This window comes from Paracoccus sanguinis (assembly GCF_900106665.1).
GTDB lineage: Bacteria > Pseudomonadota > Alphaproteobacteria > Rhodobacterales > Rhodobacteraceae > Paracoccus > Paracoccus panacisoli.
Genome location: NZ_FNNA01000001.1, coordinates 1,195,036 through 1,208,607, shown reverse-complemented (window position 1 = coordinate 1,208,607; position 13,572 = coordinate 1,195,036). Strand labels below are relative to the sequence as shown.

Sequence of the window (13,572 nt, the reverse complement as noted above, 5' to 3'; positions counted from 1 at the left end):
GCGCCGGTCGAGCCCCCAGATTGCCCCAATGACCCATGCCCGCCTTTCCCTCGCCGCGCTGATGGCGGTGCTGCCCCTCGGCCTTGCCCTGACGCTGACCCCGGCGCGGGGCGAGGATGCGACGCTGATCGCCCGCGCGTTGGCGGCGGCGGGGGCGCGCGACTGGGCGGGGGCGGATGCGGCGGCGGAACGCTCGGGGCCGCTGGCCGTCGATCTGGTGCTGTGGCAGCGGCTGCGGGCGGGGCAGGGCAGCTGGCCGGAGTACCGCGACTTCGCCCGCCGCAACCCCGACTGGCCGGGGATGGAGCTGTTCTGGCGCCGGGGCGAGGCGGTGCTGCGCCCCGACCTGCCCGCGCCCGAGGTGCTGGAATGGTTCGGCGACCGCCTGCCGCAGTCGCTGCCCGGTGCGCAGGCGTGGATCGTGGCCCAGCCCGAGGCCGACCGCCCGGCGGCGTTGGAACGGCTGTGGACCGGGATCACCGCGCTCGACGCGGCGGGCGAGGCGGCGCTGATCGCCGCCTACGGCCCGGCGCTGGCGCCCCATCACCCGGCGCGGCTGAGGATGCTGCTCGACGCGGGCGAGTGGCAGGCGGCCGAGCGGCTGCTGCCGCTGGTCCCGGCGGGGCCCGAGGCCGACCTCGCCCGCGCCCGGATCGCCGTGCAGGCGCGCCGCACCGGGGTCGATGCGCTGATCCTCGCCCTGCCGCAGGCTCAGCGCGACGACGCCGGGCTGGCGCTCGACCGGTTCCGCTGGCGGGTGGCGGCGAAGCAGGGCGATCTGGCGCGGGCGCTGATGCTCGAACGCTCGACTTCGGCCGAGGCATTGCGCGATCCCGCAGGCTGGGCGGCGCGGCGCAAGGATTATGCCCGCGCGGCGCTCAGGGCCGGGGACTGGGCGCTGGCCGAGCGGCTGGCCGCCAACCATTTCCTGCCCGCGGGGGTCGATGCCTATGAGCTCGACTGGATCGCGGGCTATGCGGCCTTGCGGGCTGGGGCGGCGGACCGCGCCCGGGCGCTGTTCGCGCTGCTGCCCGACATCGACAGCGGGCCGATCACGCTGTCACGCACCCACTACTGGCGCGGCCGCGCCGCCGAGGCGCTGGGCGACGCCGCCACCGCCCGCACCGAATACGCCGAGGCCGCGCGCCACCAGACCGCCTGGTACGGCCAGCTCGCCGCCGAGAAGATCGGCGCCCCGATGCGGCCCGAGCTGGCGCTGCCGGGGCCGGCGATCGACAGCCTGCCCGACTGGCGCGGCGCCAGCGTGGGCGAAGCGCGGATGTTCCAGGCCGCGCTGTGGCTCATCGCGGCGGGCGACCCGGCGCAGGCGCAGCGGTTCCTGCTGCACCTTGCCGAGACGGCCCCGGCCGAGGACATCGCCCGCATGGCGCGGCTGATGCTCGAGCTGCACCGGCCCTGGGACGCGCTGCGGCTGGGCAAGGCGGCGGCGGGCAAGGGCGGGGTCTGGCCCGCGATCTACTATCCGCTCACGGGGCTCGAGGGGGCCGAACTGGGCCTGCCGCCCGAGCTGGTGCTGTCGATCGCGCGGCGCGAGTCCGAGTTCAACCACACCGTCCGCTCGCCCGCCGGGGCGCTGGGGCTGATGCAGGTCATGCCCGACACCGGCCGCCAGATGGCCCGCGTGATCGGAGAGCCGTTCGACCAGCCGCGGATGACGCAGGACGCCGAATACAACGCCCGGCTGGGGGCGGCCTATCTGCACGGGCTGCGCGACCGCTTCGGGCCGTCCATCGCGCTGGTCGCAGCGGGCTATAACGCCGGGCCGGGGCGCTCGGCCCGCTGGCTCAGGGACTTCGGCGACCTGCGCATCGTCGGGCGCGCCGGGGCCGACCCGGTGGACTGGGTCGAGATGATCCCTTTCGACGAGACGCGGACCTATGTGATGCGGGTGGCGGAATCTCTGCCGATGTACCGGGCGCGGATCGCCGGGCATCCGGTGCCGCTGGTCCCGACCTGGGACCTGCGCGGCGGCGTCTCGCTGCCGCCGCCCGTGATCTCGCCGCTGGTGCTGGCGCTGTCGGACCGCCCGCGCGGAACCGCACCGTGGGTGCGCGAGGCCGCGGGTGCGGCCCGCCGGATGGCCGCTGTGCCGGTGGATGCCGCCCTGCCCGGGGCGGCCGCACCGGCGATCCCGGCCAGCGGCGCGCCCCCTGAGGCGGCCCCGCCGTCAGCCCCCGCGGCTGCCCCCGCGGCTGCCCCGGCGGACGGACCCGAGGTCGCCCAGCCGCCCCAGCCCGAGGCGCAGATCGCCGAGGTCGCCGCCAGCCTGCCGCGGCCCACTCCCGGGCAGCCGGCCGCCACGCCGCAGACTCCAACGGCACTTGCACCCGCACCCGGCCCCCGCCGCCCGGTCCCGGCAGCGCGGCCCGAGGCGCTCTCGCAGGCCGATCCGATCAGCCCGTCCGGGCCCGGCGCAGCGTCCGCCACCAGGTGAACAGCCCCGCGCCGACGATGATGACCATGCCGATCAGCACGTTGAGGCGCAGGGTCTCGCCCAGCCAGAACACCCCGATCAGGCTGACCCAGACGAGCTGGGTGTAGGCGAAGGGTTGCAGGCTCGACGCCTCGGCCAGCGCATAGGCGCGGATCAGCAGGTAGTGCCCCGCCGCGCCGGTCAGACACAGCGCCGCCATCCACGGCCAGTCGGCCCGCGCGATCGGCACCGCGAACCAGATCCCGGCCAGGGTGATGCCGACCGCCCCCGCCACCCCGGTCCAGAAGAAGCTGACCATCGCGCTGTCGTCGGCCGAGACCTTGCGGGTCAGCAGCGCGTAGACCGCGAACATCAGCGCCGAGATCAGCGGCAGCGCCGCCCAGGGCGAGAACACCCGCAGCCCCGGCTGCAGGATGATGAGGATGCCGGCGAACCCCACCCCGACGGCGAGCCAGCGCCGCCAGCCGATCTTCTCGCCGAGGATCGGGCCGGACAGCGCCACCACCATCAGCGGCGCGACGGTGAAGACGGCGTGCGTCTCGACGATGCCGAGCTTGACGAAGGCGGTCAGCATCAGCACCACCTCGGCCACGAGGATCAGCCCGCGCAGCGTCTGCGCCACCGGGTGGGGCGAGCGTAGCGCGGCCCGGACGCCGCCGGGGCTGCGCGCGACCAGCACCACCGCGAAGACGGCGAAGAACCAGTAGCGCAGCATGGTGACGTAGACGGGCGGGTAGATCGCGCCCAGATGGCGCGACACCGCGTCCTGCACGGCAAAGATCAGGCTCGCGGCGCAGATCATCAGCACGCCCGCGCGCTGGCCGTCGCGCACCGCCGCCGCCTCGGGGACGGCGACCGGCACGACCGGGGGGATTGCGACGGGCGGCGGGAGCGGCGCTGCGACGGGCGCGGCGTGGCCCGGCGAGGGGGCGGGACAGGGGGCGGTCATGGGCAGGGCCGAGCGTTGGATGGTATACCAACCCGTCACGACGCCCGCCGCGCCTGTCAAGCCGCGTCAGACCGCCGCAGGCCCGGAGGGGATGATTTCAGGGCAGCCATGCCGGGGCTGCATGGCGCCCCAAGCATGAGGATCAGTCGCGGCTGCGGACAATCTCGGCAAAGCCCGCGAAGAGCTGCGCGTTGGCGGCGACGATGTCGCCGGCGTCCACACCCGCGCCCTCATGGGCGCGCAGCGGCTCGACGAAGCCGCCCGCCTCGCGCACCAGCAGCCAGCCGGCGGCCACGTCCCAGGCGTTGATCCCACGCTCCCAATAGCCGTCGTAGCGGCCGGCGGCGACATAGGCGAGATCGAGCGACGCCGACCCCCACCGCCGCACCCCGGCGCAGACCGGCATCAGCCGCGCGAGGTCGCGCAGCGTCGCGGGCAGCGTCCCGCGCCCGCCGAAGGGCACGCCGGTGGCGAAGATCGCGCTGTTCATGTCGCGCCTCCCCGACACCCGCAGGCGCTTGTCGTTGACGAAGGCCCCGTCGCCCTTCTCGGCAGTGAACAGCTCGTCCTTGGCCGGGTCGAAGACGACCGCCGCGACGACCTCGCCCTTGTGTTCGAGCGCGATCGACACCGCCCAGTGCGGCAGGCCGTGCAGGAAGTTCGTGGTCCCGTCCAGCGGATCGACGATCCAGCGCCGGGTCGGGTCCTCGCCGTCCTCGGTGCCGGTCTCCTCGCCGCACCAGCCATAGTTCGGGCGGGCGACGCGCAGCTCCTCCTTGATGATCCGCTCGGCCTCGCGGTCGGCGCGGGTGACGAAGTCGCCCGGCCCCTTCGAGGACACCTGCAGGTTCTCGACCTCGCGGAAGTCCTTGACGAGGCTGCGGCCAGCCTTGCGCGCGGCCTTGATCATGACGTTGAGATTGGCGGAGGCCATGGCGGGGAATCCTTTTCGGGCTGACCCGTGGGCTTAAGCGAACGCGCCGGAAAAGGAAAGCGATCAGCCCGCGCCGCACGGGCCCCTGAGGCTCAGCCCGCCGAGGCCTCGGCGGGCGTCCACGCGGCGCGGGCCAGGCGCAGCATCTCCTGCACGAAGGGCAGCGGGCGGTCCTCGGCCCGCACGGCGGCATAAAGGCGCCGCGTCACCCCCGGCCGTCCCAGCCGCAGCGTGGCGATGTCGGGGTTGGCGGCCTCGCGCGCCAGCACCCAGTCGGGCAGCACCGCCACCCCGCGGCCCGAGGCGACGAGCATCAGGATGACGTCCGTCAGCTCGACCTCGCGCACGGCGGCGGGCACCACCCCCGCCGGGTCGAGGAAATGCGAGAACACGTCGAGCCGCGCCCGGTCCATCGGATAGGCGATCAGCGTCTCGGGCGCGAGGTCGCCCGGCTCGGCATGGGCCCGGCCGGCGAGCCGGTGCGTGGCCGGCACCGCCAGCAGCGGATGATAGTCGAACAGCGGCTCGAAGGTGACGCCCGGCAGGTCCTCGGGGTCCGACGAGATCACCATGTCGGCCTCGCCCCGCAGCAGCGCCGGCAGGGCGGTGAAGGCGAGCCCGGCGCGCACGTCGATGTCGACCTGCGGCCAGGCGTGGCGGAACCGGTCGAGCGCCGGCAGCAGCCAGTTGAAACAGGCGTGGCACTCCATCGCGATGTGCATCCGCCCGACCTGGCCGCGGGTGACACCGCGCATCTCGGCCTCGGCCGCCTCGACCAGCGGCAGCACCTGCCGGGCCAGCGCCAGCAGCCGCATCCCGGCGGGCGACAGCCGCATCGGCCGGGTCTGGCGCAGGAACAGCGGCGTGCCGGCCTGCTCCTCCATCGCGCGGACCTGATGCGAGAGGGCGGACTGGGTGATGTTCAGCACCTCGGCCGCACGGGCCAGCCCGCCGTGGTCATGGACCGCGCGGATCGTCCGCAGGTGGCGCAGTTCCAGATGCATGAGCGCGGCTCATCCTGACCTTGCATGATATGAATTTGTTTCACGCCGGAACGCGTGGCACAAGCGCGGACAAAGAGGAATCGCCATGTCCGTTCGCCGCACCGTCCCCGCCGTCAGCTTCGAGTTCTTCCCGCCGAAGACGCTCGACCAGTCGTTCCGGCTGTGGGAGACGGCGCGCGCCCTGGCTCCGCTGGGCCCGGATTTCGTCTCGGTCACCTATGGCGCCGGCGGCACCACGCGGCAGCTGACGCACGAGGCGGTGACGGCGCTCGCCACCCACTACGGGCTGAACGTCGCGGCGCACCTGACCTGCGTCGAGGCGACCCGCGCCGAGACGATGCAGATCGTCGACGACTATGCCGCCGCCGGGGTGCGCGAGATCGTGGCGCTGCGCGGCGACGCCCCGCAGGGCGCGGCCGCGTGGACCCCGCACCCCGAGGGGTTCGCGAGCTCGGTCGAACTGATCGAGGCGATCGCCGCCCGTGGCGGCTTCACCATTCGTTGCGGCGCCTACCCCGAGCCGCACCCCGACAGCGCCGACAGTGCTGCCGACGTGGCGTTCCTCAAGCGCAAGGTGGACGCGGGCGCGACGAGCGCGATCACCCAGTTCTTCTTCGACCCCGACACGTTCTTCCGCTTCCGCGACGCCTGCGCGGCGGCCGGGATCGCGGCGCCGGTGATCCCCGGCATCCTGCCGATCCAGAGCTGGGCCGGCGCCAAGCGCTTCGCCGCCCGCTGCGGGACCAGCGTGCCGGCCTGGGCCGAGGACGCCTTTGCCCGCGCCGGCAAGCCGGGCGAGGCCGCGCTGGCCCGCGACATTGCCGTGGAGCTCTGTACGCGGCTGATCGAGGGCGGGGTGGACCGGCTGCATTTCTACACGCTGAACCGCCCCGAGCTGACCGCCGAGGTCTGCGCCGCGCTGGGGATCGAGGCGACCGAGGCTGCCGCCTGAGGCGGGCTGGAGTGAGGGCGGGCTGGGGTGGGGGCGGGCTGAGGCCTCTGGGGTTGCGCCGCCCGAGCGTGCAGTGCTGCGACCGGCTTTGATGCAGCGCCGGTTCGGTCCGGCGCGGCCTTGCTGTGCGAGTGAAATCGCCGCTCTGGCGACGACATCGGCCGAGCTTCCGCGGTCGCCACTCCTCGCGCCATCGCCCCTCCCCTCCACCCCCCCCCCTCACTCCCCCTGCGCCCGCGACCAGCGTCGGGCGGCGCGGCGGAGGGGCTCGGCGCGGGGGCGGCGCAGCCGGCGGAGGGGGCGGCGGCGGGTCTCGTCCACGAGCAGCGCCGGGCCGTGGTAGGGCAGCGGGACCGAGGGGTGCAGCAGGTCGCCCGCGGTCCCCACCGTGCGCGGGACCCGCAGCAGGAACGCCATCCCCCAGCCCGCCCATGAGCCGACCGAGGGCGCGGTCACGTAGCGGGGGAACTGCGCCCGCCAGCCCTCAGGCAGGGGCAGCCCGCGCGCCGCGGCGTGGTCGAGCATCCAGACCAGCGGGATGTTGGCGAGCGGCCGCCCCGCCTCGTGCCCGTTCAGCTGCCCGCCGATGTCGGCGTGGCAGCCCCGGAACCAGCGCTGCTCGACGCGGTCGGCCTCGGCCGCGTCCCACAGGATCGGCTGGAACACCGCCCGGGTCTCGTCCAGCCCCAGCGCCTGCGCGCCGAAGCGGACGTGCCCGCCCAGCCGGTGGTCGTGGAACCGGTGCTGTCCCTCGGTCAGCATCCACACCAGCGGCAGGCGCACGCCGAGCGCGGCCACCGTGTCGAAGACCCCGACCATCTCGATCGTCACCTCCGCATGGCAGCGGCGGCGAAAGCCGGCGAGCGTCCGCTCCTGCCCGCCGCGCTGGTAGAGCCGCCAGGCGAGCCGCGTGTTGCGCTCGGTCGCGTGGCGCGGGGTGAGCAGCCCGACCCGCCCGATCATCCCGGCGAGCGAGCGCGCGGTGAAGGCACCGCGCGAGTAGCCGAAGATGAAGATCGGGTCGCCCGGCCGCCAGCTGCTGGCGAGCCAGCCGTAGGCGGCGGCGATGCGGTCTTCGATCCCCTGCCCGGTGAACACCGCCCGCGCGCTGCGCCAGCTGTCCCAGTGCAGGCCGCTGGCGTAATGCACCCGCACCGGGCCGGCCTTGCGGACCAGCCGGCGGATCGTGGCGATATGGCTCGACCGCGGCCCGCCCAGCGTGGCGAGCGTGCCATCCATCAGGATGACGTGGGGAATCGGGGCGCGGGTGCTCATAGGCCCATGATGCACCCGATAGGTTGCGGATCGGCTAACGTTTCCGCGCCGGCCGCCCCGAACCTGACCGAAAGGTCAGGCGAACCCCATCACCGTCAACTGCCGCATCTCGCCGAAGCCGTTGAACCGGGTGTTGGTGACGACCGAATAGGCGCCCGCGCCGTTGATGACGAGATAGTCGCCCTCGGCGATGTCGCCCGGCAGCATCAGCTCGCCCGGCAGACGGTCGACCGAATCGCATGTCGGGCCGAAGACCACGCGGCCCGCATCCGGGCCGGTGCGGCGGCGGCCCTCGGGGGTCAGCACCTCGAGCCGGTCGAGGTTGCCGATCACCGGCAGCTCGTTCAGCCCGCCATAGACCCCGTCGTTCAGGAACACCGCGCCGCCGTCGCGCACCGCCTTGACGCGCGCGATGATGGCGAAGGCGTCGGCGCAGATGCCGCGGCCGGGCTCGCACACCAGCTCGGGCGCGTCGGCGCCGAAGACCTCGGCGGTGGTGGCGCCGATCCGCTCGAAGATCGCCGGCAGGTCGGGCTCGACCCCGTGGACGCGCCACGAGGGGAAGCCGCCGCCAACGTTCAGCCGCTTCGGCATGACCCCGGCAAGGTCGGCGATGTCGCGGGCGGTGCGGATGTAATGCTCCCACGCGCCGGGATCGACGCATTGCGTGCCGGGGTGGAAGGTCAGCGAGGCGATGTAGCCGCGCGCCGCGACCTCGCGCAGCAGCTCGGCGGTCAACTCGGGCGTGCCGCCGAACTTCGAGCCGAAGTCATAGGCCGCACCCACCACCGGCAGTTTGAACCGCGGCGAGATCTCGCAGCCCTTGGTCGGCACCTGCGCGAACAGCTTGTCGAGCTCGGAGCGGCTGTCCACCGACCACGCCTTGATCCCCGCGGCGACGGCATGGGCGATCTCGGCGGTCGAGCGGACCGGGTTGTGATAGTGCCGCGCCGCCTGCGGGGCGAGGCGGGTGATCAGGTCGATCTCATAGGGCGAGGCCACGTCGAAGCCGCGGATGCCGGCGGCGACGAGGTTGGTGATCACTGCCTCGTCCGGGTTCGACTTGACCGCATAGGTGACGAGCCCCGGAAAACCGGCGAGGAACTGGCGCGCACGGTCCTGCAGGACGGTCGGGGCAAAGACCAGCACCGGGTTCTCGGGCCTGAGACTGCGGACGATCTCGGCCGGATTTTCCCAGACGGTCTTGGCCTGATGGCCCTCGGTCAGTCCCATGCGTGATCCTTTCGGTCGCGGTGCGTTGCCAGCCAACGCAGGATCGGCGCTATGCGGCGCAATTTCAGCGATGAAAAGGGTGGAATGTCGCGCTGGCGGCGTTAATCTGACCGGCATGACCGGCGGATCGTCGGCGAAACCGGCAGGGATGAGGCCAGCCGTGGACGACACCGACCGCGCGATCCTTTCGCATCTGGGACAGGACGCCCGGATGTCGGTGGCGGTGCTGGCCCGGCGGCTCAAGCTGGCGCGCTCGACCGTGCAGGCCCGGCTCGAGCGGCTCGAGACCTCGGGCGTGATCGCCGGCTATACGCTGAAGCTGGGCGAGGCCGCCCGCGTCACCCGCATCCGCGCCACCTGCCTGCTGACCATCGAGCCGCGCGCCCAGCCGGCGATCCTCGGCCGGCTCAAGGCGATCCCGTCGGTCGAGCGGGTGCATTCGACCAGCGGGCGGGTGGACCTGCTGCTGCAGCTCGCCTGCGCCTCGACGGTCGAACTGGACGAGGTGCTGGACCAGATTGGCCACCTGACAGGCGTGCGCTCGTCCGAGAGCCTCGTGCACCTGTCCACCAAGTTCGACCGCGCAGTGTGACCGGCGGCCCGAACGGGCGGTGCGTGTGCACCTGCGGATGGCAGGAGGAACAGTGGTGAGCCCAACAGGATTCGAACCTGTGACCCACTGATTAAAAGTCAGTTGCTCTACCAACTGAGCTATGGGCCCAACACAGGGCGCCTGATTAGGGATGGTGCACGGGGGGGTCAAGGGGAAAATCGCGCCCCACTGGCGGAATCACGAGCGCGACCGTATATCGCCGCGATGAACCACCGCCCCACCCCCGGCCTGCCCTTCGTCAAGATGCACGGAGCGGGCAATGATTTCGTCGTCATCGATGCCCGCGCGCCGGGCGCCGGTCGGGTGACTCCGGCGCTGGCGCGGGCCATCGGCGACCGCCACCGCGGCGTGGGGTTCGACCAGCTGGCCGAGATCCTGCCCGACCCCGACGCCGACTATCGGCTGGTGTTCTGGAATGCCGACGGGTCCGAGGCGGGGGCCTGCGGCAACGCCTCGCGCTGCGTGGCGGCGCGGATGATGGGCGCGCTGGGCCGCGACAGCCTGCGCTTTGCCACCCGCCGCGGGATGCTGACGACGGTGCGCGAGGGTGACGCCGTCTGGGTCAACATGGGCGCCCCGCAGCTCGACTGGGACGCGGTGCCGCTGGCGCGCGCGATGGACACCGCCCGCCTGCCGCTTGACGGCGACCCGGCGGCGGTCGGCATGGGCAACCCCCACGCGGTGTTCTTCGTCCCCGATGCCGAGACCGCGCCCTTGACCACCCTCGGGCCGCAGGTCGAGCACGACCCGCTGTTCCCCCAGCGCACGAATGTCGAGTTCGCCAGCCTCACCGGCCCCGACCGGCTCAGGATGCGGGTGTGGGAACGCGGCACCGGCGTCACGCTTGCCTGCGGCTCGGGCGCTTGCGCGACTGCGGTGGCGGCGCATCGGCGCGGGCTGACGGGGCGGCGGGTGACGCTCGACCTCGACGGCGGCACGCTGGGGGTGGACTGGCGCGACGACGGGGTGTGGCTGACCGGCCCGGTGGCCACGGTGTTCGAGGGCACGCTCGACGCCGACTGGCTGGCCGAGGCCGCCCGATGAGCGGCGCCCCGATCCTCGCCACCCTCGGCTGCCGCCTCAACGCCTATGAATCCGAGGCGATGCGCGAGATGGCCGAAAGCGCCGGGCTCACCGGTGCGGTGATCGTCAACACCTGCGCCGTCACCGCCGAAGCGGTGCGCAAGGCCCGCCAGGAAATCCGCCGCCTGGCGCGCGAGAACCCCGGCGCGCCGATCATCGTCACCGGCTGCGCGGCCCAGACCGAGCCCGAGACCTTCGCCGCCATGCCCGAGGTCGCCCGCGTCATCGGCAACCACGAGAAGATGCAGCCCGCGACCTGGGCGGGCCTCGCCGCGCCCGACTATGGCACCGAGCGGGTGATGGTCGACGACATCATGTCGGTGCGGGAAACCGCCGGCCACCTGATCGACGGCTTCGGCCGCCACCGCGCCTATGTGCAGGTCCAGAACGGCTGCGACCACCGCTGCACCTTCTGCATCATCCCCTTCGGCCGCGGCAACTCACGCTCGGTCCCGGCCGGGGTGGTGGTGGACCAGATCCGCCGCCTGCGCGACCGCGGCTTCAACGAGGTGGTGCTGACCGGCGTCGACCTGACCTCATGGGGCGCCGACCTGCCGGGGACGCCGCGGCTGGGCAACCTCGTGCGGCGCATCCTGCGGATGGTCCCGGACCTGCCGCGGCTGCGGATCAGTTCGATCGATTCGATCGAGGCCGACCCCGAGCTGATGGAGGCGATCGCCACCGAGCCGCGCCTCATGCCGCACCTGCACCTGTCCTTGCAGCACGGCGACGACCTGATCCTCAAGCGGATGAAGCGCCGCCACCTGCGCGACGACGCCATCCGCTTCTGCGAGGAGGCGCGCCGCCTGCGCCCCGACATCGTCTTCGGGGCCGACATCATCGCCGGCTTCCCGACCGAGACCGAGGCGCATTTCGAGAACTCGCTGCGACTGGTGGACGACTGCGGGCTGAGCTTCCTGCACGTCTTCCCCTACAGCCCCCGCAAGGGCACCCCGGCGGCGCGGATGCCCGCCGTCCTCGGCCCGGCGATCCGCGACCGCGCCGCGCGGCTGCGGGCGGCGGGCGCGGCGGCGCTGGCCGCCCACCTCTCCGCCCAGGTCGGCCAGCGCCACAGCGTCCTGACCGAAGGCCCGCGCCTCGGCCGCACCGAACAGTTCACCGAGGTCGCCTTTGACCGCGACCAGCCCGAGGGCGCGCTGATCGAGGTCACAATCCGCGCCCACGACGGCGCCCGCTTGGCCGCCTGACCGCGCCCCGTTCTGTCCTGCACAAATATCCTGAAGGGGCGAACGCCTCCGTCCACCGGGCGAACCCCCGCTGCGGCGCAGACGCCATCCCGCCGCAACGACATCCTGTCTTTTTGCCGCGATCCCGCTAGAACCCCGCAACGGTCCGGCGAGGAGGGGGTTTGCCATGAGCGTCAGCGCAGCGGTCCGGCGGATCACCCCGCCCGACATCTCGGCCGCCAAGGGCGGCCAGCCCCTCGTCTGCCTCACCGCCTATACCACCCCGGTGGCGCGGCTCGCGGATGCGGCCTGCGACGTGATACTCGTCGGCGACAGCCTCGGGATGGTGGTCTACGGCCTGCCCTCGACGCTCGGCGTCACGACCGAGATGATGATCGCCCACGGGCAGGCGGTGATGCGCGGCGCCGCCCGCGCGCTGGTCGTCGTGGACCTGCCCTTCGGCAGCTACGAGGAAAGCCCCGCCCAGGCCTTCGCCACCGCCGCGCGGGTGCTGGCCGAGACCGGCGCCGGGGCGGTCAAGCTCGAGGGCGGGGCGCACATGGCCGAGACCATCCGCTTCCTCACCGCCCGCGGCATCCCGGTCATGGGCCATGTCGGACTGACGCCGCAGGCGGTCAACGCGCTCGGCGGCTACAAGGTGCAGGGCCGCGGCGCCGACGCCGCCCGCATCGCCGCCGACGCGGCGGCAGTGGCCGCGGCGGGGGCCTTTGCCGTGGTGCTGGAGAAGCTGCCCGACAGCCTCGCCCGCCGGATCACCGCCGAGATCGCGGTGCCCACCATCGGCATCGGCGCCTCGGCCGCGTGCGACGGGCAGATCCTCGTCATCGACGACATGCTGGGCCTCTTCACCGACTTCCGCCCCCGCTTCGTGCGCCGCTATGCCGAGCTGGGCACCGCCGCCGCCGAGGCGATCGCCGCCTATGCCGCCGACGTGCGGGACCGCCGCTTCCCGGGTCCCGAGCACGTCTTTGCCGATGAGGTCCGCTGATGCAGGTCGCCCGCTCCCTCACCGATCTGCGCGCCGCCGTGGCCCACTGGCGCGCGGCCGACGAGACCGTCGCCGTGGTCCCCACGATGGGCGCGCTGCATGACGGCCACCTGTCTCTCGTCGCCGCCGCCCGCGCGGCCTGCGACCGGGTGATCGTCACGCTGTTCGTGAACCCGCGCCAGTTCGACCGCGCCGAGGACCTGCTGAACTACCCCCGCACCGAGGACCGCGACCGCGCCGTGCTGGGCCCGGCCGGAGTGGACCTGCTCTTCGCGCCGGGGGTTGACGAGGTCTATCCGCCGGGCTTCGCGACCTCGATCCACGTTGCCGGGCTGAGCGAGGGGATGTGCGGCGACTTCCGCCCCGGGCATTTCGACGGCATGGCGACCATCGTGACCAAGCTGTTCCTGATGACCGGCGCCGACCGGGCGTTCTTCGGCGAGAAGGACTGGCAGCAACTTCAGATCGTGCGCCGGCTGGTCGCGGACCTGAACATCCCCATCGCCATCGCCGCCTGCCCGACGCTGCGCGAGGCGGACGGGCTGGCGCTCTCGTCACGCAACGCGCGGCTGTCGGTGGCCGACCGCGCCACCGCGCCGGTGCTTTACGCGGCGCTCTCGCGCGCGGCGGCGCAACTGGCCGCGGGGGCGGAGGTCGGGCGGGTGCTCGACGACGCCCGTGCCGCGATGCGCAACTGTGGCTTCTCGCGGGTAGAGTATCTCGACCTGCGCCACCCCGAGACGCTGGCGCCGCTCACCCGCGCCGAGGGGTTGGCACGGCTGCTCGCCGCCGCCTGGCTGGGGCCGGTGCGGCTGATCGACAACGTCGAGGTTCCGGCGCCGGCGGGCGAGTGACCCAAGGGATCGCGGAATAGCCGT

Annotated in this window: 12 protein-coding genes and 1 tRNA gene; 7 read left to right on the top strand and 6 right to left on the bottom strand. The window is 73.2% G+C overall.

From position 1 onward, the window contains the following. The first annotated feature begins 28 nt into the window (after positions 1-28). On the top strand, positions 29-2,455 hold the full coding sequence (locus tag BLW17_RS05905) for a lytic transglycosylase domain-containing protein (protein WP_083388331.1): 2,427 nt from the start codon (positions 29-31) through the stop codon (positions 2,453-2,455). Here the strand turns inward: BLW17_RS05905 and BLW17_RS05900 are convergent. The 3 genes from BLW17_RS05900 to BLW17_RS05890 form a co-directional block, all read right to left on the bottom strand. After that, entirely contained in the window at positions 2,415-3,317 is a 903-nt protein-coding gene (locus tag BLW17_RS05900; RefSeq protein WP_231572846.1) for a DMT family transporter, read from the bottom strand. The two genes, BLW17_RS05905 and BLW17_RS05900, sit on opposite strands and share 41 nt — an antisense overlap. A gap of 229 nt (positions 3,318-3,546) precedes the next feature. After that, positions 3,547-4,338: an inositol monophosphatase family protein gene (locus BLW17_RS05895; protein WP_036736425.1), complete on the bottom strand. Its 792-nt coding sequence runs from the start codon at positions 4,336-4,338 to the stop codon at positions 3,547-3,549. Positions 4,339-4,430: 92 nt separating this feature from the next. Then, a complete protein-coding gene (locus BLW17_RS05890) occupies positions 4,431-5,342 on the bottom strand; it encodes a LysR family transcriptional regulator (RefSeq protein WP_036736422.1) in 912 nt (303 codons plus the stop codon). 85 nt (positions 5,343-5,427) lie between these two features. Here BLW17_RS05890 and metF point away from each other — a divergent pair, with 85 nt between their 5' ends. Next, positions 5,428-6,294 carry a methylenetetrahydrofolate reductase [NAD(P)H] gene (gene metF, locus BLW17_RS05885; RefSeq protein ID WP_036736419.1) on the top strand — a complete coding sequence of 289 codons (867 nt, stop codon included), beginning with the start codon at positions 5,428-5,430 and terminating at the stop codon, positions 6,292-6,294. Between the two features lie 219 nt (positions 6,295-6,513). On the opposite strand, the gene BLW17_RS05880 is transcribed toward metF, so the two are convergent. Together BLW17_RS05880 and BLW17_RS05875 are read right to left on the bottom strand one after the other, a co-directional pair. Continuing rightward, positions 6,514-7,569 (bottom strand): DUF2235 domain-containing protein, encoded by a 1,056-nt coding sequence (locus tag BLW17_RS05880; protein WP_074826189.1) that lies wholly within the window; start codon positions 7,567-7,569, stop codon positions 6,514-6,516. 75 nt (positions 7,570-7,644) lie between these two features. After that, a complete protein-coding gene (locus BLW17_RS05875; protein WP_036733248.1) occupies positions 7,645-8,802 on the bottom strand; it encodes a type III PLP-dependent enzyme in 1,158 nt (385 codons plus the stop codon). A gap of 160 nt (positions 8,803-8,962) precedes the next feature. Between BLW17_RS05875 and BLW17_RS05870 the strand changes: the two genes are divergently transcribed. Then, positions 8,963-9,394 carry an Lrp/AsnC family transcriptional regulator gene (locus BLW17_RS05870; protein WP_036733251.1) on the top strand — a complete coding sequence of 144 codons (432 nt, stop codon included), beginning with the start codon at positions 8,963-8,965 and terminating at the stop codon, positions 9,392-9,394. A gap of 53 nt (positions 9,395-9,447) precedes the next feature. Here BLW17_RS05870 and BLW17_RS05865 read toward each other — a convergent pair. After that, a tRNA-Lys gene (locus BLW17_RS05865) sits at positions 9,448-9,523 on the bottom strand. Positions 9,524-9,619: 96 nt separating this feature from the next. Here BLW17_RS05865 and dapF point away from each other — a divergent pair. From dapF to panC, 4 genes are all read left to right on the top strand, one after another. Further along, complete coding sequence (dapF, locus tag BLW17_RS05860) at positions 9,620-10,459, top strand: diaminopimelate epimerase (RefSeq protein WP_036733254.1); 840 nt, start codon at positions 9,620-9,622, stop codon at positions 10,457-10,459. Then, positions 10,456-11,706, top strand: coding sequence for a tRNA (N(6)-L-threonylcarbamoyladenosine(37)-C(2))-methylthiotransferase MtaB (gene mtaB / locus BLW17_RS05855; RefSeq protein WP_036733257.1), 1,251 nt, complete (start codon positions 10,456-10,458; stop codon positions 11,704-11,706). Before dapF ends, mtaB begins: the two co-directional genes overlap by 4 nt. Positions 11,707-11,872: 166 nt before the next feature. Next, positions 11,873-12,694: a 3-methyl-2-oxobutanoate hydroxymethyltransferase gene (gene panB / locus BLW17_RS05850; protein ID WP_036733260.1), complete on the top strand. Its 822-nt coding sequence runs from the start codon at positions 11,873-11,875 to the stop codon at positions 12,692-12,694. After that, positions 12,691-13,548: a pantoate--beta-alanine ligase gene (panC, locus tag BLW17_RS05845; protein WP_197055270.1), complete on the top strand. Its 858-nt coding sequence runs from the start codon at positions 12,691-12,693 to the stop codon at positions 13,546-13,548. Before panB ends, panC begins: the two co-directional genes overlap by 4 nt. The last annotated feature ends 24 nt before the right edge of the window (positions 13,549-13,572 follow it).

Coding starts and splice junctions, on each gene's coding strand:
- metF (WP_036736419.1), top strand. CDS start 5,428: ATGTCCGTTCGCCGCACCGTCCCCGCCGTCAGCTTCGAGTTCTTCCCG.
- dapF (WP_036733254.1), top strand. CDS start 9,620: ATGAACCACCGCCCCACCCCCGGCCTGCCCTTCGTCAAGATGCACGGA.
- panB (WP_036733260.1), top strand. CDS start 11,873: ATGAGCGTCAGCGCAGCGGTCCGGCGGATCACCCCGCCCGACATCTCG.
- BLW17_RS05890 (WP_036736422.1), bottom strand. CDS start 5,342: ATGCATCTGGAACTGCGCCACCTGCGGACGATCCGCGCGGTCCATGAC.
- BLW17_RS05880 (WP_074826189.1), bottom strand. CDS start 7,569: ATGAGCACCCGCGCCCCGATTCCCCACGTCATCCTGATGGATGGCACG.
- BLW17_RS05895 (WP_036736425.1), bottom strand. CDS start 4,338: ATGGCCTCCGCCAATCTCAACGTCATGATCAAGGCCGCGCGCAAGGCT.
- BLW17_RS05905 (WP_083388331.1), top strand. CDS start 29: ATGACCCATGCCCGCCTTTCCCTCGCCGCGCTGATGGCGGTGCTGCCC.
- mtaB (WP_036733257.1), top strand. CDS start 10,456: ATGAGCGGCGCCCCGATCCTCGCCACCCTCGGCTGCCGCCTCAACGCC.
- BLW17_RS05875 (WP_036733248.1), bottom strand. CDS start 8,802: ATGGGACTGACCGAGGGCCATCAGGCCAAGACCGTCTGGGAAAATCCG.